This window comes from Pseudofrankia asymbiotica (genome assembly GCF_001983105.1).
Classification (GTDB): domain Bacteria; phylum Actinomycetota; class Actinomycetes; order Frankiales; family Frankiaceae; genus Pseudofrankia; species Pseudofrankia asymbiotica.
This window is the reverse complement of record NZ_MOMC01000107.1, coordinates 1-23,918: the sequence shown is the minus strand read 5'-3', so window position 1 is coordinate 23,918 and position 23,918 is coordinate 1. Positions and strand designations below refer to the sequence as shown.

Sequence of the window (23,918 nt, the reverse complement as noted above, 5' to 3'; positions counted from 1 at the left end):
TCCCTGGACTTCGATCACGAAGCGGGCCTTCGCCAGCTCCTTCTCCAGCTTGGCTTTCTCCGCACGGAGTTTCTCCAACTCCTTGTCCCGGTCATCGACCGGAGGGCGGCCCTTCGGTTTCGACAGGCCCGCCAACGCCCCGGCCTCCCGGGCCTTACGCCACTCCACGATATGCGCCGAGTACAGATTCTCCCGCCGCAGGATCGCGCCCTTCTGACCGTCCGGCGCCGCCTCGTACTCGTTCAGGATCCGCAGCTTGTACGCCGCCGAGAACGACCGCCGCCGCGCCTTCGGCTCGACCTCAGGGTCCGGCCGCCGGCCACCACCTTCACGCTCGTCCACACGGACATCATCGACCAGGCCCCGCCCAGYCGGCACTGCCATCGTCACGATCTTCCTCTCCCTACCCGCCCAGGTCACAAGATGATAGCTACTGCCTGACTCATCTCATCCTGACGGATAGGGGTGTCACCCGGTACTGTCCGTTGTGGTCGTGGTGGGACGGGCTGACGTTGATCGTTTGGCGCGCGGGCGGCTCCGAGGCCGAAGGGGTCTCAGGGGTGTGAGCTCGGGCGTGTGAGCGTGTGAGGACGTCGTCGACCCGCGGGGGACGGCCGCGCTACAGCCAAGCATCCGGCCCGGCTCTGCTCGGTTCAGCCCTGGGAGGCAGCATGCGGATCCGCCCCTCGGTCGCCCTCGCGTTCGGGGTCGGCTATCTGTTCGGCACCCGGGCCGGCCGGGAGAGTTACGAGGACCTCACCCGGCAGGCCCGGCTGGTCTGGGACCGACCGGAGGTCCAGAGCGTCGCCGGCATCGTCTCGGCGCAGGTGGGCGGCGTCTACCGGCGTGCCAGAACCCTGCTGGGCGGTAGCGAGCCCGCTCCTGGGCCGAGCTCGTCCGCCGACCGGTTCGCCCCGGCCAGCGGCACCCCGGCCAGCGGCACCCCGGCCTCGAACGGTCTGCCCTCGAACGGCCTCGGTGCGTCCACCACACCCTGACGCGAGCCTGCTCAATGTCACCCGCCGGGTTGACATGACACCCGCCGGATGGACCTCGATCGTGGCGGGTGACCAGGCGACGACGTGTGAGCGAAACATGAGGAGACGATGAGCCGGTCCGCGTCCCGGCCTGCGCCGGAAAGCCGGACGGGAGGCGGCACCGACCTCCCGCTGGCCACGCTGCTCGACCTGCTGGGTCGTCGGCACGGCCTGGCGATCTTCTGGAGCCTGCGGGCCACGCCACGCTCGTTCCGCTCGCTCGAAACGACCCTGGACGCGCCGTCGGCACAGCTCAGCCAGCGTGCGCGCGAACTGCGCGAAGCGGGCCTGATCGAGGTCGACGAAGCCGGTGACTACCGGCTCACCGCCCACGGCCGCCGCCTGCAGGGCTTGCTCGAGCCGCTGTCCGACTGGGCGCACGAATGGGCCGGCCTCTCCACCCGCCAGCGGGTGCCCCGAGGCTCCGCCACCCACGCCCGCGACGAGCCCTGACGGACGGCGCACCGGAACGGGCAGCAGGACCGGCCTGGCAGGCTGACGGGCAGGCGCGACCTATGCGAGGAGAGATCGAATGACGGACAAGCGCACGCTGACCGACGTGTCTGAGCGACACCGGTTCGAGCTGGACATAGACGGTGCGCTCGCCGGCTTCGTGACCTACTCCCTGCATCCGGGGATCATCGCGTTCAACCACACCGAGACCGAAGCGGGGTTCGAGGGCCGGGGAGTCGGCAGCGAACTCGCCCGCGGCGTGCTCGACGCGGCCCGCGACCGTCAGCTGAAGGTCTGGCCGCGTTGCCCGTTCATCGGTGGCTGGATCGAACGCCACGCCGACTACGCCGACCTCGTCGACCCGGACTGGAACGTCGACCACGACTCCGGGCGCTGACGTCACGCCGGGCCGGAATCGGACACCGCCCAGCTGCGGCGGGCCACTCTGACAGAGGGTGGTCCGGAAACGCCGTGCCGGCTTCGACGACGCCGCGATCCGTCGCCAGTCCGGGCATCGGTATGTCGCGTCCCCAGTTCCGCGCGGCCAGGTCAGCGGCCGTTGAGCCCGGTGCCATCCAGGCAGCAGCCGACCGTCACCGCACGAGTCGGCGGCCATCATGTCGACTGTGTAACGGTAGCGTGTCTGTCCGGGTTGAGAGTCTTGAGACAGGGCGCCTGGATGTACCATCACGGGAAAGGGAACAACCCGACAGACACATACGGATCGGACAGCCGCGTGTCCAACCCCTCCGCGTTGCCCGCTGCCAGTCTGGCGGCGTCGCTCAACGTGTCCGTGCCTCATTCGGCCCGGATATGGAACCGGTGGTTGGGTGGGAAGGATCACTTCCCCGCCGACCGTCTCGCCGCTGACCAGGCGGCCGAGATCTTCCCGGAGATCATCGATATCGCGCGCAGCTCCCGGCGCCTGTTGCAGCGGGTTGTCACCCATCTCACCCTCGGTGAGGGTATCCGGCAGTTCCTCGATATCGGTACCGGGCTCCCCACCGCCGACAACACTCATGAGGTGGCGCAGCGCGAGGCGCCCGAGAGCCGGGTCGTCTACGTCGACAACGACCCCCTTGTCCTGACGCACGCGCGTGCCCTGCTGGTCGGTACCCCTGAGGGCGTCACGTCCTACGTCGACGCCGACGTTCGCGAGCCGGGGAAGATCCTTCGCGAGGCCGGCAAGATCCTCGACTTCACCAAACCAGTCGGGCTGGTCCTGTTCGGCGTCATGGCCAACGTCATCGACGACGACGAGGCATACGCCATCGTCGGCAAGCTCGTCGACGCCCTCCCGAGCGGCAGTTACCTGGCGCTCAACGACGGCACCGAGAGCCCGGAGCGCTCCGAGGCGGTACGCCGCAACGAGAGAATCGGGGCCGCCCCGTACCGCTCCCGCACGCCGGAAGAGCTCGTTCACTTCTTCGACGGCCTCGAACTGCTGCCACCCGGCGTCGTCTCGACCCCCCTGTGGCGCCCCGGCAAGCGTGCCCGCGGCAAGGCCCTGGCCTCCCACTGCGGCCTGGCCCGCAAGAACTGACAGGCGCGCCCGCGCCGAGAGCGGTCGCGCCGCCCGCCCTCGGCCGGTCGCTGTCGGGTCCGCTCGCCCGCTCACCGGAGTGACTCCACCTGGCACGGTCGACGACGCACCCGACAACGCGGACGGCGAGACGTGAGGCGGCTGGCGATTCTTTGCTGTGGCTCGAGGTAGGGCGTCCAGGGACGTCCCTACTCGGGCCAGGGCGAGTTCAGGATCGTGTCGACGAAGTTGGCGCGACGGAAGCCAGGGACGAAACGCTCAAGAACATCGGCCTTGACATTGCCAAAGGTTGTCTCGGGCCTGGGGGCGATGCCGGCGGTGAAAGCACGGAGGATCTGGTTCTTGAAGTCGGGCCGAGGGTGCAGCCTGGTGATGGCCTCCCGGTCGGCGTCGCTGATGTCGTCGTAGCCGATTCCAAGCACGTCGTACTCGACGCCGGCCGTCACCAGGGCGATCTCCGGTTCCATGAGCTCCGGGATGCCCGGCGTCGTGTGCAGCGCGATGGCCGTCCACACACGCCGGATGCTGTCCTCGGGCACACCGTGCCGCTGAAGGAAACGCCGCGCCTCGTCCGCGCTGTCCACCTCGAAGCGCCGGCCGCTCCCACGGAACGACTCGCCCAGACCGAGGTCGTGGAACATCGCCCCGATGTAGAGCAGCTCCGGGTCGAAGCTCAGCCTCCGGTTACGGCCCCGCAGACTGCCGAACCAGTACACCCGCCGTGAATGGTGGTAGACGAGGTCGTCCGTGGCCTCGCGGACCAGTTCCGTGGCCTCCGTGGCCAAGGCCGTGTCCGGTATGGCCACATTGGCGACCTTATCCCTGGTGATGGACATGAAACCCCCCGCCGGAACGTCTCGCTGAACCGTCGACCCGCTCACCATGTCGCGGCCATCGCCGGGCCGCACGTCGGCCCGGTGAACCGAGGAGAGAGGAGAGAGGAGACGTCAGCCTGGTGTCGTTACGAGCGGGCACTTTCAGKGGTTTCCCTGTCCTCTTCTGTCTCCTCGCCGTCTTCTGTCTCCTCGTCCGCCTCTTGGCCCGCGGCTTCCTCATCCCCAAGCTCCTGGCCCTCGGCTTCCTGGCCCTCGGCTTCCTGGCCCTCGGCTTCCTGGCCCTCGGTCTCCTGGCCCTCGGTCTCCTGGCCCTCGGTCTCCTGATCCTCGGTCTCCTGGCCCTCTTCGTCAGGCCCCCGGACGACCTCGCCATCGCGGATCTCGCCGCGCCACGATCCGCTGGCCTCGCCCTTGATGGTGATGAAGCGGCGGTAGTTCTTCAGGTCGAGGCGAGCGCGACGGCCGCCGGCGCGCCAGAGGTTGCCGATCTTCTCCATGAACCCGTTCGGGTAGTACTCCATGGTCAGCGCGACCCGGGTCAGGTCGTCGGCCAGCGGGTGGAATGTGACCGCGCCCTTCGTCGTCCCCTTGGCGCCTTCCGTTGTCCACTTGATCCGTCGGTCCGGAACCTGTTCCAGGGTCTTGCCCTGCCAGGTCCGCCGGGACTTGAAGACCTTGACTCGCCAGTTCTGTTCCGTCTCGCTCTTCGGGTCGACACCCTCGACGCCCTTCATGAACTTCGAGAATTCCTGGAACTGGGTCCACTGGTCGTAGGCGGTGGAGATCGGCACCCCCACATCGACGGTCTCCATGATGTGGGTGACCTTCGGCGGCCCAGGCTCGCCCGTGCTGCCTGCCTTGCCCACGCCGCCGCCCATGCCGAGCGCCCCCTTTACCTTCTGCTTCAGCGCGCTCAGCGCCGTCGACGTCGCGGCCTTGCCCGGGGACTCGCCCGCGGCGAGCTTCTTGACCCCTTCGGCCGCGGGCCCGAGCCCCTCGGTCGCAGAACCGAGACGTTCGCCGACCTGCTGGACAGCCTTCTGGCCCTTGGTGGCGAGGAAGCTCTTCGCCTCTTGCATGAGGTGGTCGGTCGCCGGGTTGCGCAGGACCGCGCCGACGAGTCCGCCTCCGCGCGGATGGCCGTTGGACTTCGCCATATCGTCTCTCCTACTTCGACTTCGGCTTCGACGACGTCCCGCCGGTCCGCGGGCGGTTCCCGGTCGACGCGGCTTCGCCCCGGTCCGCCGGCGGCCGGCTCGGCGGTCGCCGACCCGCCGCCTTGGCGCCCTCCCGGCGCTCGGGCTCACGGCTCTCGCTCGGCCCCGTCGTCCCCTCCTGCCCGGCAGAGCCGGATCGGCTCCCCTTGGCCTTCGCTCGGGCGGTCCCGGCGCCCTCACCGCGGCGCTCTTCGGCCTTCGGCTTTTCGGCCTTCGGCTTTTCGGGCTCGGGCTCTTCGGTTTCCGGCTCTTCGGCTTCGGCCTCAGCTTCGGCTTCGGGCTCTTCGGCTTCGGGCTCTTCGGTTTCGGCTTCGGGCTCTTCGGCTTCGGCTTCCGGCTCTTCGGCTTCGGCCTCAGCTTCGGCTTCGGGCTCTTCGGCTTCGGGCTCTTCGGTTTCGGCTTCGGGCTCTTCAGCTTCGGCTTCCGGCTCTTCGGCCTTCGGCTCCTCGGCTTCCGCCGGCTCGGCCTCCGTCTTGTCGGCCTTCTCGGCACGCGCGCCGCCCCAACGACCGAGCGTGTCGGTCAGCGTGCCGGCGAGGGACCCGGCCTTCGCGCCCAGGTCGGCGGCCGGCGTCTCGTCCAGTGAGCGCCGCAGCTCGGACGTGCGGCGAGAGAGGTCCTCCGTCAGCTTTCCGACCCCTTGTTCGTAGGCCGAGAGGGCGACCTTCATGCCGCCTTCGAGCACCGGGCCGCGCAGCTGGGCTACCAGCTTCTTCCCGTCCTCCGACTCGAGGAACTTCATTGCCTGGGACCGAGCCAGGTCCTTGACGTTGGTGTCGTGGCCGCYGGCCCACAACGCCAGCCGCACGGCCGCCTTGCCCTTCTTGGTTCTGCCGAGGACGTAGCCCACCGCACCGGCCATCAACAGCTTGATGTTCATCGCGGACTCCTTCCGGCCCGTCGTTGGGCCATCGGGCTGACCGGCCCTACCGGGCTCGCCAGCTTCACCGGGCTCACCAGCCCCACCGGCTGCCCTGAGGGTCGCCGGCCGCCTCGACGGGCTCGGCGAGGTCCAGGAAGTGGAAGGTGGGCAGCGGGCCCACGTACTCGATCACGAGCTCGGGATGATCGTCACGGACACGCTCCACCACCTCGTCGAAGTGCCCGAGGTCGCGGTGGCGCGGCTCGGAGTCCCGGTGGACGAGGAAGGCCCAGCGCAGGACGGGATCCTCCGGGCCACCCATCGGTCCCCGCCCGGTGTCCGCGACCGAGAACGGGCGTAGCTGCTCGAGCAGGGTCTCCGCCTGGTGCAGGCGGCGCAGGACCACGCCGTCGGCGACTCGTTCACCGAGCGCCATCCGGGTCCGCAGGTTCGGCTCGCTCTGGAGCGTCTCGGCCCCTTCCCGCGCCGCGGCCAGCGACGGGTCGGCCGCGATGACCGCCCGGATGGAGCTCATCTCGTCCTCGTCCGCGTCGACGTGCACCTCGACGAGGCCCTCCAGCGCGTCGAGCCGCCGGCGCAGGTCAGGCGCGGCCGCGCCCAGCACCTCCTCCCGGACGGCGTCCTCGTCCGGAGCGACCGATCCCAGCCGCAGCGGGATGACCGGGCCGTCGGCGAGGAGTCCCAGCAGGACGTCGAGATGGCGCTCCGCGTCCTCGTCGGTGATCTGCACCGGGTCGGGGACCGGGCTGACGACAGCGGCCGCCGGAGGACACCGCACCAGCCGGACCCGCCCCGGCGGGTCGCCGACGCCGAGCGGCGGCGGGTCCGCCAGCGGGTGGTCGTCGCGGACCACGCCGTAGAGAAGTAGCGACGGCATGTCAGCCCCCGCCCTGGTGCCGAGCGCCGGCCCGGCCGGGCGGCGCCGCCCGGCCGGGCGGCAGATCCCGGCCTCCGCTTCGGGCGTGCTCGAACCTGGAGCCGTTCCMGTTCCCGTTCCCGATCTCGGCCTCGGCCTCGTCCTGGTTGTCGCCACGCAGCGAACCGACGAAGTCCTGCGCCGTGTCCTTGACGCCTTCCAGGGCTCCCTTCGCCTTGTGCCGCGATCCGCCCTCGGTGACGCCCTCGGTGACGGACTGGACGAGGCCGGGCACGCCCGTGACCTGTTCCTGCTCTCTCGAACTCAGGTCCAGCCGGTTGACCGCCTCGGCGAACCGCAGGTAGGTGTCGACGCTCGCGATGACGATCCGGGCGTCGATGGTGAGGATCTCGATACCGACCAGCGCGACCCGTACGTACGCGTCGATGACGATGCCCTTGTCGAGGACGACCTCKAGCACGTCAGCGAGGCTGCTCGGGCGGGGAGCGCGGCCGGTCGACCGTGCCGCCATGGTCATGGCAGGTCCCAACCGGGCGGCGCCGCGTCATGGGCACACGGTGCGGGCCGCCCTCTCTCGTGATGCCGCCGGCCCGCCGAGCGGGTGCCGCCGGCCGGTATTCCGCCGTCTCTGTGGATGTGGTCGCCGTGCGCGCCGTCGGCGTTGGCGCGCGGGCGGCCACCGCCGGCGCCGCCCGCGCCCGCGGCTGCGCGGCCGCCCGCGGCTGCGCGGCCGCCCGCGCGGCTCTCCCGCCCGACGCGGCCGACGCGGCCGACGCGGCCGACGCCGTCACGAGCGGCGCCAGTGGCGCGCGCGGCGCCAGTGGCGCGCGCGGCGAGACCAGGCTGGTCCCTGCCGTCCGAGGGTGGCCATTCGCCCACCAGCTCGCGGGCCCTCGCGGTCGCCGCCCGTGCCTGTTCGGCGCTGACGCCGAGCGAGTCCCGGACCTGCGCGATCGCTTCGCGCACCTCGATCAGCGCCTGGCCCAGCTCCTCGACCTGGGCGGAGGGCAGCGTGCCGCTGTCCATCCGGCGTACCGCCTGCCGTTCCAGCAGGTCGCGGAGCAGTTCGAGGAGCACCACCACGACCTGTCCCAGCCCGCGCCCGACCTCTTCCGGACGGGCGGTCAGGCGCACGGCACGCCCCGTGCGCCCCGTGCGCCCCGTACGCCCGGGCGGTTCTGGCGCCGTCACGGCTCGGTCCGCACGTCGGTCCGGGYATGGTCGGCCCGCCGGGCGTGATCCGTGGCGTGGTCCTCGCCGTCGCGGYGGGTGTCGTCGTCGGCGCCGTCGTGGATCACGGCACCCTCGATCACGTCTGCCACCTCGTCCCGGCTCGGCACCGGGCTGGGGCGAAGCCCCGCGCCCGCGCCAGCCTCGATCGCGCTCTGGGCACCGACCAGAAGCAACCGCAGATCGAGCCGGATCAGGTCCACCCCGGCCAGGCCGATGATCACGTCGCCGCTGACGACGGCTCCCCGGTCGACGACCCTGTCCAGCAGGTCCGAGAGGGAGCGGCCGGAGCCCAGTCCGGGACGGCGGCCCGGTCGAGTGCCGTGGCTCGTTCCGTCGCTGGCCGTCGGGTCGGGTCTGGCGGCGGCCCTCCGGGTGAGGTCAGACATCGCGTGCCTCCCCAAGCGTCAGCCGGACGAAGGAGTACGGCGGCCAGGGCCCGGTGAGGCGGGCCTCGCAGCCGGCATCCGTCAGCTCCCGCGCGGCAGTGGTGGCGGCGTCGAGGAAGTCGTCCTCCTTGGCGGTCGCGACCAGGTAGGCGGCGTCCAGACGCCCCGGTCCGGGGCGCCCGGATCGCATCGCCACGTCGGAGACCAGCGCCGCGAGCTCGTTGTGGATCCGCCTCGTCAGCTCGGTCAGGCGCTCCTCGCGCTCCGCGGCGCGGCGCAGGTCCGCGCGCCGGGCGGACAGGTAGGCGGTGCCGCTCCCGGCCGCGGGCGTCTCGTCTCCGTCGCCGGAGGTGCCCGCCGCCCCGGTCGGCCGCGTGTCCTCGTCCCCGGCGTCGTCGTCCTCCTCCTCTTCTTCCCGCGGCGTGACCCGCAGCCCCCACTCGTGGTGGCCACGGACCCGGTCCAGCTCGTCGACCAGCTCGCCCGCCGACGCCCGCAGCAGCCGCTCGGCCCGCGGCCGGTCTGGCAGGACCGTGCCGAAACGAAGCGGCAGCACCGGGCCGCGCTCGAGGAGCAGGCGCATGACCCGGTCATRCCGACTGGCGAGGTCGGCGAGCCGACCGGATTCGGAGAGCTGCCCGGTCGCGGAGACGTCGTCCTCCAGGCCGGCCAGCAGCCCGAGCTCGATCGTCGACATGACCAGCGCGGCCTCCCCGACGGGCAGGGTCTCGACCGGCGTCTGGTCGTCGAGGCCGACGATGTCGTGGGTGTCCGTCGCCGCGTCCGTGATGCCGTACGCGTACAGGCCGGTGTGCGGCGGGGGAGCGCTCCTGGGCGTCTCCGTGACCGGTTCGGCCTGGGGCGGCTGGTCGTGTTCCTCCCGAGAGACGGGACTCGTCCGCTCCTGGCCCGGCTCCGTCGAGGAGGTCGGCGGACGGCTGCCAGCCGAACGGATATCCGTGGGACGGATATCTGGTGGTCGGACATCCACCGGACGGATATCCGTCCGATGGTTGGTCGCCGAGGCGGGCACGTCCTTGGCCAGCGCCGCGATGACGATCTCGTCGGCCAGCGCCTCGGCCAGCCGACGGCGGGCCTGCTCCCGCGCGTCCGCCGCCGCCTCGTTCAGAACCTCGGGCGCGAGCCGACGGGCGAGTTGACGGATGTCCTCAGCCGGCCGCGCCATCAGGGCCTCCCGGCCTCGGCCTGGCCGCTGGACCGTCCCGTGGCCCCGGAGCCGGGGACAGACCGGGTGGTGGCGGGCTCCCCGGCGCGCCTGCCGGTGGCCTGGCCGGCGATCACGTCGGTGGCGCCGGTGCCCGTCTCGGCGTCCGGCAACGCGGCCGCGCGAGGGCTGCGGCCCAGCGTGCGTTCCAGCGTGTCGAGGCGTTCCCGCAGCCGCCGGTTCTCGTCGGCCAGGGCGTCCTGGTCCCGCTCCCTCGACGGCGCGGCCTTAGAGCTGAAGAACGGGTCGTTCAGCCACCAGTCCAGGCCCATCTCCCGGGCGGTGTCGGCGGAGGCGATGAACAACCGGAGCCGCAGCGTCAGCAGCTCGACGTCGAGCACGCTCACGACCACGTCGCCGACGATCACGACACCCTTGTCGAGGACACGTTCCAGGACGTCGGCAAGGGTGTCGCTGCGTGGGCCGGTCCACTGTCGGGTGGGCCGGTGCGAGGTCAGGATCTGCTCGGTCATCGTGCCACCGGGAGACTGGTGGGGCCCGCGCTGCGCTGGGCGGGCGGTACGGCGCGGGGACGAGGCGAGATGGGCGGGGCCTGATGCGGTTCGTCGGGGTGGAGCTGGCGCCCGGGTCAGAGTGGAGTCAGAGTGGATCGGTGGCGCCGCGGTTGAACCGGCGCAGTCGTTCGTAGCCGCGCAGATTGCCGTCCTCGTCGACGTCCACCCGGTAGGTCGCCACCACACTGGTCGTGCTGGGAATCCGTTCGAGTTCGACGACGTCGGCGAGGACGGACCAGCCGTCATCGACGGCGCGTACTCCGCTTACGCGCTCGGGCTGCTGCCCGGTGAGCTGCGCGAACTGGTCGAGAGCCGATCGGAGAACCGAGGCGAGCCCGCCGCCACGGGGGGCGGGGGCGTCACGACCGGCACCGAACCGGCGCTCGCCGCGTTGAGAAGCAGTCACGCGATCACTCGCCTGGTCGGGTCCGGGTCAAGGGGGAGAACGCTCACGGCCGGTCGACAGCCGCGCGCTCCTCGTCCCCGCTGAGCGGCCCCGGAAACCCGGACGGCACGTCGGACCTGGCCACGCATCGTGGGCCGCTGCCTGGGCCTTTGTCCACGTCGAGAGGGATAGGAGGCTCACGGAACGTCCGGCGCGGGACGCCGCCGCGCGCCCGGAGAAGACGGCGCACGGCGGCGGCGCGCGGGTGCCGGCGGGTCGCGGTCCCGGCGGGTCGCGGTCCCGGCGGGCCGGCGGGCCGGTCAGGCGCCGGGGAACGTGCCTGGGTCGACAGGGCTGGTGGGGGCGCCGCCCCCGAGCGACGAGGTGTGCAGCGTCAGCGTCCAGACGCTGTACTCGATCGCCGTGCTCGTCGTCCTGGTCGTGTACGGGAGCGGGTCGTCGAACTTGTCGAACTCGCAGTCGCGGGTGAAGCGGCGGGTGCCGTCGTCCCAGTCGGAGCCGCTGGTGTAGAAGGCCTCGTAGGTGCCGTTGGGGATCGCGTCGACGTTCGCCTTGGCGCCGGCCTGCACGTAGATGGAGCGGATGAGCTCACCGCCGGACATGATCTTGATGACGGTGTCCACCGTGCCCTGGTTGTCGACGGTCAGCTTCCCGTAGCCGCCGCGCCGGCCACCGGGCAGCGGGCCGGTGCCCGGGCGCCGGTTCGGGTCCGGGCCGGCGGCCGGCAGGAACGCGCCGAACGTGTACGGGTGTGCGGCGTTGGCCGTGTTCAGCCCCAGGAATGCCAGCCGGAACGCGTCGGCGCCCGGGCTGTTGGCCACATGGGGCATGCCGGACGCGCCCGTGCAGACCCGCTGGTTGTTGGCGTCCGTCGCCACCGCCGTCATGTCGTTCGACAGCGCGCGCAGCGCGGCCGAAAGCTGCTTCGTCGCCGTGACGGCGGCCAGCGGGGGCCGGAGGCGGTCGAGGGCGTCCGCCTGCGCGCCCAGGTTGAGCGCGACGGCCCCGAGAGCGCCCGACAGGTCGGACGGCGTCTGCGCACCGCCGATGGCGCCGAACCCGGGCCCGAGCGCCGCGTCGACGTCCGACAGCGCCTTCTGGAAGTCGGTGCGGGAGATCGTGGTCAGGGCCGGGGGCGTCTTGGGCGCGAGCGGGGTGGGCGAGGCCGACGCGGACGGCCGCGGCGACGGCACGCCGTCACCGGAGCATCCGGCCAGCGCGGCCAGGAGCAGGGCGGACGCCGCCGCGATCGACAGCGGCAGGGCGAGGCCACGCCTTCCTGACACGACAACCTCACAGGCCGGACAGACAGGGGAATTTTGAGACGTCAAGATCTGACATCCGCAGCATAGGGGCTGTGGCGTAACCCATCCGGATTTTTCGCCCGGYCACGCGCCACACCCACCGTCGTGCGCGCGACTCTCATCCGCCGCCCTTGAGGTACCCCATGGCGGATCAATTTCGGCCTGTGCGTCACGGTCGAGCCGGTCGTGCGGCGTTGCCCGCCCATGACATCGGTGTTGCCGGCGCGCCCCCTCGCGATGTCGCCGGCTGGGCGCCTCACCACGGCCGGGCGCCGCGTGGTTCGCTTCGTCCGGGGGAGGAGGCGACGGCATGGCCAGCGCGTCGAGGCACGTCATCGTCTGCGGGCTGAGCGCACTTGGGGTGCGGGTGGCCGAGCAGCTGGTGGCGTCGGGGGTGACGGTCGTCGTCGTGGACGACCAGGGCGCGCCGAGCCAGCGCCGCCGGCTGGAACGCCAGGGCGTGCGGGTGGTGCCCGAGAGCGCGCACAGCGCCGAGGCGCTGCGCGAGGCGGACATCGACACGGCACTCGCCGTCGCCGCCTGCCACGACATCGACCTGGAGAACCTGCAGACCGCCCTCGCCGCGGCCGACGTGGCACCGACGACCCGGCTCGTGGTGAACATCGGCAACGCCCAGCTCGGCGACCAGATCGCCGCCGCGATCCCGACCGCGCATGTGATCAACATGGCCGCCCGCGTCGGGCCGAGCTTCGTCGAGGCCTGCGTGCGCTCCGACGTCGTGCACGCCTTCACGATGGACGCCCGGTACCGGCTGGACGGGCCCGCGACCGACGAGCCCGGGCCCAGGCTCGGGCTCGGGCTCGACGAGCTCAAGACCGACAGGTCCGATCCCGCCGGCCCCGGCCCCGGCCCCGGCCCCGCCCTCAGCGCTGGCCCTGGCCCCGGCCCCGGATCCGACGTGTCCGACGTGTCCGAGGTGTTCGTCGTCGCGGAGGCGACGGTCGACGAGGCCGACGCCTTCCGCGCCCGCTACGGCGACCTCACGCCGATCTCGCTGCGCCGGCCCGGCGAGCGCGCCGCCGTGCTCTGCCCGCCGCGCGACGTCCCGCTGTTCCCCGGCGACCGGCTGACGGTGCTCGGCCGGCTCGCCGAGTTCGACACCCGGGGGATGGCCGTCGCCGGGCTGCACGAGGCCCGGACCTTCGCCGCCCTCGCCGCCGCGGCCGCCGCTGGCGACACCGGCGACGAGCGCGAGAGCGCGGACGGCACGGGTGACGGGCCTCGCCAGGACGGCGGGGGCCGGCGGCCGGCCGATCGGGTACGGGCGCTCGCGGCGACCGTGCGCGGCGAGTTCGACCGGCCGTTCCGCTGGGCGCTCGGCGCGGTGCTCACGATCATGATCGTGAGCACCACCGTACTGACGCTCAGCTACGCCGACCACAATCCGGGCGCGCCGCCCGACTTCGACGCCCTCGACGCGCTCTACCTGACGGTCGAGACGATGGCGACCGTCGGCTACGGCGACTACAACTTCGGCGCCGCCGATCACTGGCTGCAGGTCTTCGGCGTCTTCCTGATGCTCGTCGGCGCGTTGTCGATCGCGGTGATCTACGCATTCATCACCAACATCATCATCAGCCGCCGCCTCGAGCGGGCACTCGGCCGGGGACGCGCCGGGGCGGTACGGGGGCATGTCGTGCTGTGCGGGCTCGGCAAGGTCGGCACGGCGACGATGGAGGGCCTGCTGCGCGCCGGCCGGCGGGTGGTGGTGATCGAGCGCGACGAGAACAACCGGTTCCTRCCCGTGGCGCGCGAGCGCGGCGTCCCCGTCGTGGTCGGCGACGCGAYGGTGCGCGCGACCCTGCTGCAGGCCGGCCTGGGCCACGCGATCGCRCTCGCGGCCCTCACCAGTGACGGCGTCGCGAACCTGGAGACCGTCCTGTCGGCACGGGACGCCTACGAGGAGCTCGTCCAGGCACGCGACGACCGGGCTCGACGCGCCACCGGGGCGGGCGGGCGCGCCTACGGCCGGGGGCCGCGGTCCCCGGAACCGGCCGACGAGGCCGGGCTGCGGGTCGTGCTGCGGATCGCCGACTCGACGATGACCGACGAGGTGGAKCGCCGGTTCAACATCCACACCGTGCGCAGCGCGGCGGCGCTCGCGTCCCCGTACTTCATCGGCGCGACGCTCGGCTACGACGTCATCAGCACCTTCTACGTCGAGCGGACTCCGTTCCTGGTCGCTCGGATGGTCGTCCGCGCCGGCGCCGCCCTGGCCGGCCCGACGCTCGCCGAGCTCGCCACCGGCGCACGGGTCCTCGCCGTCACCGCCCCACCGCCCGACCTCGCCGCCGCCGACAGCCCCGGCGGAACGGCCGGCCCGCTCTCCGCCGGCCCGCTCTCCGCCGAGCCGAGCCTCGCCGAGCCGAGCTCCAACGGTCAGGCGGGCGACCGTGCCCGCCCGAACTTCCGCCCCGGCCGGCACACCCGGCTGCGCCCCGGCGACGAACTGCTCGTCGTCGGCCCCGTCACCGAGGTCGTCGACATGATCCGCCTGAACCACAGCCCGGCCGACGGCGGTCCGCGGTCCGCGGGCGCGGTCGCCGCCGCCACGGAGACCGATCCCCTCGACGACTGACGCCGCCCCTGGGCAGGTCGGCCCCGTTCCGCTCCACCGCCCGGCATGATCGCGATTTCTGCCCTCCGACGGCAACGTGGCTTCGGCGGGTCGAAGATCAGTCAGAGGCCACGCGTCACCGGTGGCGCGCGCTGGGCGCCGACTATTCTGTCCGGTACGGGGGAATCGTGAGAATGGCTGTGGTGCGGCAGGTTCTGTCGGTCGGGCGCGGGGTGCCGCGGCCCGTGAGCGCCGGGTCCGAGGCGGGCCGATCGTGATCATCAGGTTGACGACGCGGAACGCCGACACGGGCGCGAGCCGCGATGTCGAGGTGTCCGCCGAGCCGGACGCGACCGTCGCCTCCGTGCTGGACGCGCTGCCGTTGCCCGCCGCCGGCCGGCCCTGCTACGTCGGCGACGAGTGGCTCGACCCGGCGGCGACGGTGGGGGAGAGCCCGCTGCTGCAGGGGGCTGTCATCAGCATCGGGGCGCCGGGCCCCAGCTCACGGTCACTGCCTCGCGGGGTGGTCGGCGCGCTGCGGGTCGTCGACGGGCACGACGCGGGCCTCGTCGCCTGGCTCGCGCCGGGGCGGTGGTTCGTCGCCCGGTCCGCGGACGCGGACGTGGTGCTGCACTGCGAGGAGGCATCCCGCCAGCACACCGAGCTGGAGATCGACGTCGACGGCCGGGTCCTCGCCAGCGACGCCGGCTCCCACAACGGCACCTTCCTCGACGGTGTGCAGCTCACCGGCCCCACCGAGCTGCCCCCGGGCGCGCTGCTGGAGGTCGGCTCCGACCGGATCGAATGGGTGCCGCTGCCGCCCACCCCGCTGGTCACCAGGCCCGGCGGCGACGGCCGGCTCGACTTCGACCGGGCCTTCGACTCCCCGCCCGTGGTCACCCCCGGTGAGGTCACCCTGCCGCTGTCGCACGCGCGGCCGGCCACCTCCCGGGTCGGCGTCTGGCTGTCCGCGCTGCTGCCCGTCGTGATGGGCGTGGTGCTGGCCGTAGTCCTGGGCCGGCTGCTGATCCTGCTGATGTGCCTGCTCGGGCCGATGACGATCGTCGGGAGCCAGGTAGGGGACCGCCGGCAGCGGCGCACCGAACGCGAGCAGCTCGAACGGGGCAAGGCGACGGCACTGCGTGAGATCGCGCGCCTGCTGGACGCCGAGGAACGGATCCGCCGCAGGCGGGCACCCGACCGGCTCGACCTGACGATGGCCGCCACCGGCGCCAGCCGCAAGGTGTGGCCCCGCACCGCTGACTCCCCGGACGCGCTGCTGCTGCGCCTCGGCCTTACCGACGCCCCACCGTCGCTGGACCTGCGCGGCGAGCGCTGGGAGGGTTTCGCCGAGCCGCGGCTGCGGTCCGTCCCGTTCACCGTCGACCTGCGCGCCGCCGGGGTGCTCGGCATCGCCGGCCCCGAGGAGCCGTCGCGGGCGCTCGCCCGCTTCCTGCTCGCCCAGCTCGGCGTGCTGCGCGGCCCCGATGACCTGCGCGTCGTGCTGCTCACCTCGTCGGATGACGGCGAACCGTACTGGGCGACCTGGCTGCCGCACACCTGGGCCGGCGAGGCAGGCGACATCCCCTGCTGGGTCGGCAACACCGCCACCACCCGGGCCGAGCGCATCAGGGAGCTGCGGGAGCTGATCGCCCTGCGCACGGCCGAACGGCGCGGGCACTCCCAGGTCCGGTTCGCCGAGGACGTCGTCGTCCTGCTCGACGGCGCGCTGCCACTGCGCGAACTGGCCGGGATGCGGGCGGTGCTGCGCGACGGCCCGGAGTCCGGCGTCTACGTCATCGCCGTCGACCGGCACGACATGGCCGAGTGCCGCGTCCAGTGCGTCGTCGACGACCACCGCGCGCTCCGGGTGACCGGCAGGGACGGCGAGCGGACCGGGCGCGCCGACGGCCTCACCGCCGCCGAGGCGGAGGCACTGGCCCGCGCCGTCGCCCCACTGCGTGACCGGCTCACGCTGGGCGGCTTCCAGACGAACATCCCCTACCCGGTCCGCTTCCTCGACCTGCTCGGGATCGGCCAGCAGCCGGGCCCGGGCGACGTCGCGCAGCTGTGGTCGGCCTCGCCCGGGCCGACGACCCGGGTCCCGCTCGGCGCCGACGCCGACGGGCCGGTCGCCGTCGACCTCGCCGCCCAGGGCCCGCACACCATGCTGGGCGGCGCGACCGGCGCGGGGAAGAGCATCCTGCTGCAGACACTCGTCACGTCGCTGCTGCTGGCGAACTCCCCGGACGAGCTGAACCTGGTGCTCGTCGACTTCAAGGGCGGCAGCGCGTTCCTGCCGTTCGAGCGCTGCCCGCACGTCGTCGCGCTGATCCGCTCGACCGGGGAGACCGCCGCCGACGTGTTCGACGAGGCGGCGGCGAGGCGCGTGCTCGCCTCGGTGCGCGCCGAGGTCAGCCACCGGGAGCGGCTGCTCGCCCGCCACAGCGGCGAGATCGACGAATACTGGCGCACGCTGCGTGGCGGTGGTGGCCGTGGCGCCAGCGTCGGCGGCGGTGGTGGTGGTGGTGCTGCTGCTGGCAGGGGCCTGGGCAGGGCCGGGAGCGACGACGGTGGCGGTGGCGGGAGCGGTGGCAGTGGTGGGGGCGACCCGGACGGGGCGGTGGCGCTGCCGCGACTGGTTATGATCTTCGACGAGTTCGCGCGCGTGCTGGAGACCTCGCCGGACTTCCTCAAGGAGCTCGTGAACGTCGCGGCCAAGGGGCGCTCGCTGGGGATGCACCTCGTGCTCGCGACCCAGTCACTGCAGGGGAAGCTCTCCGCCGAGCTGAAGAACAACATCGACCTGCGGATCACCCTGCGGCAGAACGAGCCCGCCGACAGCGTCGAGGTGCTCGGCGTGCCGGACGCGGCGACCATCCCCGGCCGGCTGCGTGGCCGCGGCATGATCCTCTGCACCAAGGACGAGACCCGCACACCGCGGCTGTTCCAGTCCGGCTACCTCGGCGACCCGCCACCGGTCGGCGGTGGCCGGCCCGCCCGGGTCCGCGTTATCGGCTGGGTCACGCTCGGTACTCCCCGGCCGGAGGAGAAGGTCGATCACGGCGGCGCGGCGACCGACCAGACGCTCACGATCCGCGCGATCGAGCGCGCGGCCGCGCACGCCGGCGGGCCCGCGCCGCGCCGGCCGCTGCTGCCACCCCTGCCCGCGGACCTCATCCTCAACGGCCTCGCGGCGGTGGCGACCGCCCCGCCGGCCCACTCCGAGATCCCGTTCGGGCTACTCGACGAGCCGGTGGCGCAGGCCCAGCCTCCGGCCGCCTTCGACCTGGACGGCACCGACCGGATGCTCGTCGCCGGCGGCCCGCAGACCGGCCGGACCACCCTGGCCAGGACCCTGATCACCGGCCTCGCGCTGCGCTTCTCGCCGGACGCGGCGCAGTGCTACGTCATCGAGCGCCAGCCGTCCGGGCTCGCCGACTACGCCGCGTTGCCACACTGCGGCGCCGTCATCTCCGCCGGCGAGCCCGACCGGATCCGCCGCCTGCTCACCTGGCTCGCCGACGAGGTCACCACCCGCCAGACCGCCCGCCTCGGCCCGGCTGCCGCCGTCGGCGTGGGCGGTGCCGCCGGGGCTGTCGGCGGCAGCCGGACGGTCGGCGGTGGCGGCGGGACCGCCGGTGATGGCCGGGCTGCCGGCGGTGATGGCCGGGCTGCCGGCGGCGGTGGCCGGGCTGCCGGCGGCGGTAGGGCCGCGAGCATGGGCGGGGTCACGGGCGGGGCTGGGGCCGCCAGCGCGGGCGGGCGACGGCCGCGGATCCTGCTCATCGTCGACGGCTGGGACTACTTCGAGAACCGGTCCGACCCGACCTTCGTCGAGACGTCGATGGTCGCCCTGCTGCGCGACGTGATCGCCTCCGGCCCGCCGGTAGGCGTGCACGTCGTGGCCATCGGCGGGCAGGACCTGGCCGGCAGCCGGACCGCGAACCTGTTCACCCGCCGCGTCCTCCTCCCGTTCGGCAGGGAGGAACTACGCCGGATGCACTACCCGTCCGGCGTCGTGAGCCCGCCCGAGCTGCCCGGCCGTGCCGTCGAGGCCTCGTCCGGCACCCACCTGCAGGTCGCGCGCCCGGGGCTCACCGCCGCCGAGCTGGCCCAATGGCTCACCACGCGCCCGGACCACGCCGCCGTCGCCGCCCTCGACGCGGACCGACTGCCGCGGCCGTTCCCGTCGCTCCCGACCTCCGTGACGGCCGACGCACTGGCCTCACCCGGCGGGCTGGCTCCGCCGGACGGGCTGGCTCCGCCGGACGGGCCGGCTCTGCCTGACGGGCCGGCTCTGCCTGACGGGCTGGCTCCGCCGGACGGGCTGGCTCTGCCTGACGGGCTGGCTCTGCCTGACGGGCTGGCTCCGCCGGACGGGCCGGCTCTGCCTGACGGGCTGGCTCCGCCTGACGGGCTGGCTCCGCCGGACGGGCTGGCTCCGGCCGGCGGAGTGGCTTCGCCCGGTGGCCCGGCCCGGCCCGGCGGCCTGGCCTCGCCCGACCCGCGTCCGTCCGAGACCTGGTTGCCGCTCGGCGTCGGTGGCCGCGACGTCACCGTCGTCGGCTTCGACCCGTTCGACACCGGTCCCCAGGCGCTGCTCGTCTCCGGTCCGGCCGGTTCCGGGCGAACCACGGCGGCGGCCGCGATCGCCCGCGGCCTGCGCCGCGTCGGCGTCGGCGTGCTCCTCGTCGTCCCGCCCCGCTCCGACCTGCCCCGGTTCGTCGACACCGCCGACGAGGGCGTGCGGGTCGTCGCCGGCAGCACCCTCAAGGACATCGAGCTGCGCGAGACCGCCGAGGCGTTCGGCGACGGCCAGTTCGCGGTAGTCGTCGACGACTTCGACCAGGTCAGCGTGGGCGCGAGCGTCGTGAGCTTCGCCGAGGCCCCGACCCTGCTCGAGGAAGCCGCGAGCCCCGCCGCCCGCGGCCACAAGGCCCTGATCCTCTGCGGCGAGGCCACCCCCGTCCTCAACGGCCAACGCCGCTCCCTGCTCAAGGTCACCAACGAGATCAAGACCACCGGCGGCATCCTCCTGCTGACCCCCACCAGCCCCCACATCGCCCGCGACCACGGTCTCCGCCTCGAACCCGACCAGTTCTTCCCCACCCCCGCCGGCCGCGGCTACCTCATCCTCCAGAGCACCACCGTCCTCCTCCAACTCGCACGTTGACCGTGGCTGACGAAAACCGGCGAGCGGGACGAGGCGGTCCACCATGATCTGGTGGGATTTTCGGCGCTATCACGCCGAAAATCCCACCAGATCATGAGGATCGTATTTCTCTCCGGTCGGAACCCGTGTTCGAGCCTTGTTTAAGCGTGACCATCTTCCGGGGTGGAGGTGCAGAACTGAATTGGAGCGCGATCCTAGATTCAGGGCCGGCCCGGCCACGAGAAGGAAGTAGTTTATCCCCGCCGATCAGATCGACTCTCACTCCGAGGCCCTTATCGCCCGCGAAGTCAGCGAGCTCCACCATGATCTGGTGGGATCCTCGGACCCGTGACTCCGAAAATCCCACCAGTAACCCTGGCCCTTGGGACGCCGCGACGGCRTGAAAAGGTGGGTCCGGCTGCCCGCCAACGCCGTTGTGATCTTGGTCTTGGAGGCCGTGCACCAGTCTGGTGTTGGGACCCGGCCCTGTGGGCCGCGCACTGTGCCACGAGCACGCCGGTCAGATTTCTGATCTCCCTCGGGTCCCCGGGCAGTCACCCTGGCCAGTCCCGTGTGAGCTCAGGAGTCTGCCCCGCGATGAACGGTCCCGAGGACGTCGCCGATGGCGAGCATGAACAGATCGTGGCTCGTGTCGCCGCGGTCGACATCGGCAAGCGGATCGGGAAGGTCTGTACCCGCTTGCCGCACGAGACGAAGGAGGGCCGCCGGCACACCCGGGTCTGGGACGTGCCCTCGATCACCGGGTCGATCATCGAGCTGGCCGACCATCTCGCCTGCCAGGGCGTTGAGCGGGTCGTGCTCGAGTCCACCTCGGACTACTGGCGGCCGTTCTACTACCTGCTCGAAGCCCGGGGCCTGTCGGTGTGGCTGGTCAACGCCCGCGACGTGAAGAACGTCCCCGGCCGGCCCAAGACGGACAAGCTCGACGCGGTGTGGCTGGCCAAGCTCGCCGAGCGCGGCATGCTGCGCCCGTCGTTCGTGCCCCCGCCCGAGATCCGTCGGCTACGCGACCTCACCCGGCTGCGCCACGACCTGACCACGGAACGGACCCGGCACAAGCAGCGCGTCGAGAAGATCCTCGAGGACGCGCTGATCAAACTGTCGACCGTCCTGACCGACATCTTCGGGGTCTCCGGCCGGGCGATGCTCGACGCGCTGGTCGCCGGGGAACGCGACCCGAAACGGCTGGCCGGGCTCGCTCGCGGCCGGGTCAGGGCCACCAGGGCCGAACTGGCCGCGGCGCTGACCGGCCAGTTCAGCGACCACCACGCCTACCTCGTGCGGACACTGCTCGCCCAGATCGACACGCTCGACCACCAGATCGCCGAGATCACCACCAGGATCGACGAACAGGTCGCCGCGCTGCCAACACCTGACAGCGACGACCCCACACCCCCACCCGAGGACACCGCCACCGGCGGACACCAGGCACCGGACACCGAACCGGTGCCGTTCGGAACCGACCTGCTCGACCGGCTCGACGAGATCCCCGGCATCTCCCGGCACACCGCCCAGGTCGTCCTCGCCGAGATCGGCACCCGCATGGACCAGTTCCCGACCCCAGGCCACCTCGCCTCCTGGGCGAAACTGTCCCCCCGCACGATCCAGTCCGGCGCCACCACCCGCAGCGGGAAGACCGGCAAGGGCAACAGCTACCTACGCGGCGCCCTCGGCGAGGCCGCCACCGCCGCCGCCAAGACGAAAACCTTCCTCGGCGCCCGCTACCGCCGTCTCGTCAGACACCGCGGCAAACTCAAAGCCCTCGTCGCCGTCGCCCGCTCCATCCTGATCATCATCTGGCAGCTGGTCAACGACCCGACCGCCCGCTTCCACGACCTCGGCGCCGACTACCACACCAACCGGCTGAACAAGAACCACCGCAAACGCGCCCTGCTCCGCGAACTCGCCGACCTCGGCGCCACCCCCACCGAGATCACCACCGCGCTCGCCGCATCGGCCTGACAGACACAGCAACCAACCCACCCTCGCCCACCAGCGCACAAGAACGCCGGTGGGCGCGAGCCTGCCCACCCTCAGCTGGATTTTCCGGTCAGATCATGAAGGGGGAGGTTTCCCACAGGTGACTGGTCATCCACAGGTCGCGCGAGAGGGCATGACGCGGGCTCTGTGGAGGGATTCTTGAGGTGTGTTGGAAGTGGTCCGGGAGCAGTGCGGGGTAGTCAGCCGAGACCAAGCGCTGGGCTGCGGGATCACCGACGGGCGGATCGAGGCCAATATCGCCGCCAGGCGCTGGGTCCGCGTCTTCCCCGGCGTCTACGCCACGTTCAGCGGACCGTTGCCGCGAGAGGCGCGACTGTGGACCGTACTGCTGCGGGCCGGCCCAGGGGCGATGTTCAGCCATGACACCGCGGCGGAGTTGGCCGGTCTGCTGGAGGGCCCGAGCCCGATTATCCACGTCACCGTGCCGTACCAGCGCACCCCAACTCCGATCCCGGGCGTCCGCTTCCATCGCACAACCCGAGCCGGCCTCATCCGTCACCCCGTCAGAACACCGCCCCAGACCCGGATCGAGGAAACGGTCATCGATCTGACCCAGTGCTCCCACACGCTCGACGAAGCCATCAGTTGGCTGGCAAGGGCGGTTGGTGCCCGCATGACGAYGGTGAACCGGCTGGGAGTCACCCTCGACGCCCGCCCCCGAGCCCGATGGCGCAAAGCCCTGACCGATGGGCTTCGGGACGTCGCCGAGGGTTGCCACTCCATCCTCGAGCTCGTCTACCTTCGAGACATCGAACGAGCCCATGGCCTACCCAAAGGCGAGCGTCAGGTAATCCGACCGCGTCGTGGCGGCATCTGGTACGACGACGTCTTCTACCGCGACTACGGCGTCCGAGTCGAACTCGACGGCCTGCTCGCCCACCCACCTCTGGCCCGCGCCCGAGACCAGCGCATCGACAACACCGCCGTCCTCGCCGGCCACCACCCCCTGCGCTACGGCTTCGCCGCCGTCCACGACCACCCCTGCGACCTAGCCGCCGAAATTGCCATGCTCCTCCAACACGCCGGCTGGCCCAATTCTCCCCACCCATGCCCTCGCCCCACCTGCGTTGTCGTCCGGACTTGATCGATTGCGTCCAATTCCTGTGCCAAGATGGATTGAGCCAACGCTGCCCTTGGACCTGCCAAAGTTATGCCGAGGATCGGAAATTTGCAGTCGTCAAGCCCGGGTGCGCGACCACGGCATACTGGTCTTCCGCGGCGAAATAAACCTGTCACCAATAACCGGTACCAATCTCCGCTCAAGGCGCCGAACGAGGTGTCACACCAGTCCGTCTCTCGCGGCCTGCTCCTCGAGTTCGGCCAATTATTTCTCGAGTCATCGGCCGAAGCCCCCACCGGCCGTGACGATGCTGCCGRCATTTGCAAACTAAAGACGTTATCTATTCCATTCCTCAAATTTGGCGAGGTAGACTGTCCGGTGGGATCTGCYGGGCCAGTCTTCCTGAAATGCTTGAACGGCAATTTTGGTTTCAATTGGAGTTGATCCACCGCGGAGCGCGTCTAGTTCGAAAACAATATCTTCGATGTCTTCACGGATTGCCGGCGAGTCGGATCGAACTGCGAAGTGTATGGTTACGGAATCAGTGGTGGTCTCAAGTGCAATTTCGGCTATATYGTGAGATATTAACCCGAGAGATGCCTGAACCAGRTCGAGAACCAGATCATTCTCGCGACGCAGTTCCGCGGCAGATTTCCTCACCTTACCGAGGGCTCGTCGGAACTACGCTCGGATGCGTAGACCCCTTGATCATAAAAATGTTCGTCGGTTGGTTGAAATAGCCGACGCTYGGATTCATGTTAAACCCAGTCACTCCGTCATATCGGATGATAATGTGATCATTGCTGGTGACATCGAGAATCTTAGCGCTACCATCGTGGAAGGCGTTGAGAACCTTGCGGGCATCGTCTGTGGAATTAAGGTAGCTACCTCTGCGATACTCGGGTCTTCCCATTATGTGCCTCAATTGTTTCTGGCTTATCTTGGTGGAAATCGACTGTCGATCAATTGTGTGACCTGTGGCGGTCGTTATAAATCTGGGTGGATCTGTGCAAGGTGAATAGCCTAGTGGGTCATACCAGGTGAGCGGATTCTGGATGTAAGCCCGCGGATTTGGGGACGGTTCGAGTCCGAGGGGATCGAAACTTTGGTAGTTGGCCGTCTCGGGGTCGTAGTAGCGGTGGTAGTTGTAGTTGAGGCCGGATTCGGGGTCGTGGTATTGGCCGGGGA

The 23,918-nt window shown here is 71.3% G+C and carries 21 protein-coding genes; 8 read left to right on the top strand and 13 right to left on the bottom strand.

Annotated features, from left to right (window positions below):
* Window positions 1-342, bottom strand: a 342-nt coding sequence (locus BL253_RS36350; protein WP_081439050.1) for a transposase, incomplete at its 3' end; no start/stop codon positions are given.
* A gap of 329 nt (window positions 343-671) precedes the next feature.
* On the opposite strand from BL253_RS36350, the gene BL253_RS36345 reads away from it, so the two are divergent.
* The 4 genes from BL253_RS36345 (at window position 672) to BL253_RS36330 (ending at window position 3,033) form a co-directional block, all read left to right on the top strand.
* The gene (locus BL253_RS36345; protein ID WP_076822410.1) at window positions 672-998 is read left to right on the top strand and encodes a hypothetical protein; all 327 of its coding nucleotides are present in this window, start codon (window positions 672-674) and stop codon (window positions 996-998) included.
* A gap of 108 nt (window positions 999-1,106) precedes the next feature.
* Window positions 1,107-1,490 carry a winged helix-turn-helix transcriptional regulator gene (locus tag BL253_RS36340; RefSeq protein WP_076822408.1) on the top strand — a complete coding sequence of 128 codons (384 nt, stop codon included), beginning with the start codon at window positions 1,107-1,109 and terminating at the stop codon, window positions 1,488-1,490.
* Between the two features lie 79 nt (window positions 1,491-1,569).
* Window positions 1,570-1,887, top strand: coding sequence for a GNAT family N-acetyltransferase (locus BL253_RS36335; protein ID WP_076822406.1), 318 nt, complete (start codon window positions 1,570-1,572; stop codon window positions 1,885-1,887).
* Between the two features lie 282 nt (window positions 1,888-2,169).
* Window positions 2,170-3,033, top strand: coding sequence for an SAM-dependent methyltransferase (locus BL253_RS36330; RefSeq protein WP_241835464.1), 864 nt, complete (start codon window positions 2,170-2,172; stop codon window positions 3,031-3,033).
* 188 nt (window positions 3,034-3,221) lie between these two features.
* Here BL253_RS36330 and BL253_RS36325 read toward each other — a convergent pair whose 3' ends face one another.
* The 11 genes from BL253_RS36325 to BL253_RS36275 all read right to left on the bottom strand — a co-directional run bounded on the left by BL253_RS36325 (window position 3,222) and on the right by BL253_RS36275 (window position 11,897).
* Complete coding sequence (locus BL253_RS36325) at window positions 3,222-3,839, bottom strand: HD domain-containing protein (protein WP_241835463.1); 618 nt, start codon at window positions 3,837-3,839, stop codon at window positions 3,222-3,224.
* Between the two features lie 155 nt (window positions 3,840-3,994).
* Window positions 3,995-5,026 (bottom strand): SRPBCC family protein, encoded by a 1,032-nt coding sequence (locus BL253_RS36320; RefSeq protein ID WP_076822401.1) that lies wholly within the window; start codon window positions 5,024-5,026, stop codon window positions 3,995-3,997.
* A 10-nt stretch (window positions 5,027-5,036) separates the two neighbouring features.
* Window positions 5,037-5,966, bottom strand: coding sequence for a hypothetical protein (locus BL253_RS43205; RefSeq protein WP_198946535.1), 930 nt, complete (start codon window positions 5,964-5,966; stop codon window positions 5,037-5,039).
* Window positions 5,967-6,039: 73 nt separating this feature from the next.
* Entirely contained in the window at window positions 6,040-6,846 is an 807-nt protein-coding gene (locus tag BL253_RS36310) for a GvpL/GvpF family gas vesicle protein (protein WP_076822398.1), read from the bottom strand.
* A gap of 1 nt (window position 6,847) precedes the next feature.
* Window positions 6,848-7,363: a gas vesicle structural protein GvpA gene (locus BL253_RS36305; RefSeq protein WP_076822396.1), complete on the bottom strand. Its 516-nt coding sequence runs from the start codon at window positions 7,361-7,363 to the stop codon at window positions 6,848-6,850.
* Entirely contained in the window at window positions 7,360-7,980 is a 621-nt protein-coding gene (gene gvpK / locus BL253_RS36300; protein WP_241835462.1) for a gas vesicle protein GvpK, read from the bottom strand. Before gvpK ends, BL253_RS36305 begins: the two co-directional genes overlap by 4 nt.
* Window positions 7,981-8,033: 53 nt before the next feature.
* On the bottom strand, window positions 8,034-8,465 hold the full coding sequence (locus BL253_RS43200) for a gas vesicle protein (protein WP_081439049.1): 432 nt from the start codon (window positions 8,463-8,465) through the stop codon (window positions 8,034-8,036).
* The gene (locus BL253_RS36290; protein WP_076822392.1) at window positions 8,458-9,651 is read right to left on the bottom strand and encodes a GvpL/GvpF family gas vesicle protein; all 1,194 of its coding nucleotides are present in this window, start codon (window positions 9,649-9,651) and stop codon (window positions 8,458-8,460) included. The genes BL253_RS43200 and BL253_RS36290 overlap by 8 nt, the downstream gene beginning before the upstream one ends.
* Window positions 9,651-10,163 (bottom strand): gas vesicle protein, encoded by a 513-nt coding sequence (locus tag BL253_RS36285; RefSeq protein WP_076822391.1) that lies wholly within the window; start codon window positions 10,161-10,163, stop codon window positions 9,651-9,653. The genes BL253_RS36290 and BL253_RS36285 overlap by 1 nt, the downstream gene beginning before the upstream one ends.
* 127 nt (window positions 10,164-10,290) lie before the next feature.
* Complete coding sequence (locus BL253_RS36280) at window positions 10,291-10,611, bottom strand: gas vesicle protein GvpO (RefSeq protein WP_076822389.1); 321 nt, start codon at window positions 10,609-10,611, stop codon at window positions 10,291-10,293.
* A gap of 299 nt (window positions 10,612-10,910) precedes the next feature.
* Window positions 10,911-11,897 carry a hypothetical protein gene (locus tag BL253_RS36275; RefSeq protein ID WP_076822388.1) on the bottom strand — a complete coding sequence of 329 codons (987 nt, stop codon included), beginning with the start codon at window positions 11,895-11,897 and terminating at the stop codon, window positions 10,911-10,913.
* A 328-nt stretch (window positions 11,898-12,225) separates the two neighbouring features.
* Here BL253_RS36275 and BL253_RS36270 point away from each other — a divergent pair, with 328 nt between their 5' ends.
* From BL253_RS36270 to BL253_RS36255, 4 genes are all read left to right on the top strand, one after another.
* Entirely contained in the window at window positions 12,226-14,514 is a 2,289-nt protein-coding gene (locus BL253_RS36270; RefSeq protein WP_076822386.1) for an NAD-binding protein, read from the top strand.
* Between the two features lie 253 nt (window positions 14,515-14,767).
* Window positions 14,768-19,669, top strand: a complete 4,902-nt coding sequence (locus tag BL253_RS36265) for an FtsK/SpoIIIE domain-containing protein (RefSeq protein ID WP_096336173.1) — start codon at window positions 14,768-14,770, stop codon at window positions 19,667-19,669.
* 576 nt (window positions 19,670-20,245) lie between these two features.
* The gene (locus BL253_RS36260) at window positions 20,246-21,631 is read left to right on the top strand and encodes an IS110 family RNA-guided transposase (protein ID WP_076822384.1); all 1,386 of its coding nucleotides are present in this window, start codon (window positions 20,246-20,248) and stop codon (window positions 21,629-21,631) included.
* A 184-nt stretch (window positions 21,632-21,815) separates the two neighbouring features.
* Window positions 21,816-22,754 (top strand): hypothetical protein, encoded by a 939-nt coding sequence (locus BL253_RS36255; protein WP_076822383.1) that lies wholly within the window; start codon window positions 21,816-21,818, stop codon window positions 22,752-22,754.
* 637 nt (window positions 22,755-23,391) lie between these two features.
* On the opposite strand, the gene BL253_RS42025 is transcribed toward BL253_RS36255, so the two are convergent.
* Window positions 23,392-23,918, bottom strand: a 527-nt coding sequence (locus BL253_RS42025) for an RHS repeat-associated core domain-containing protein (protein ID WP_198946534.1), incomplete at its 5' end; no start/stop codon positions are given.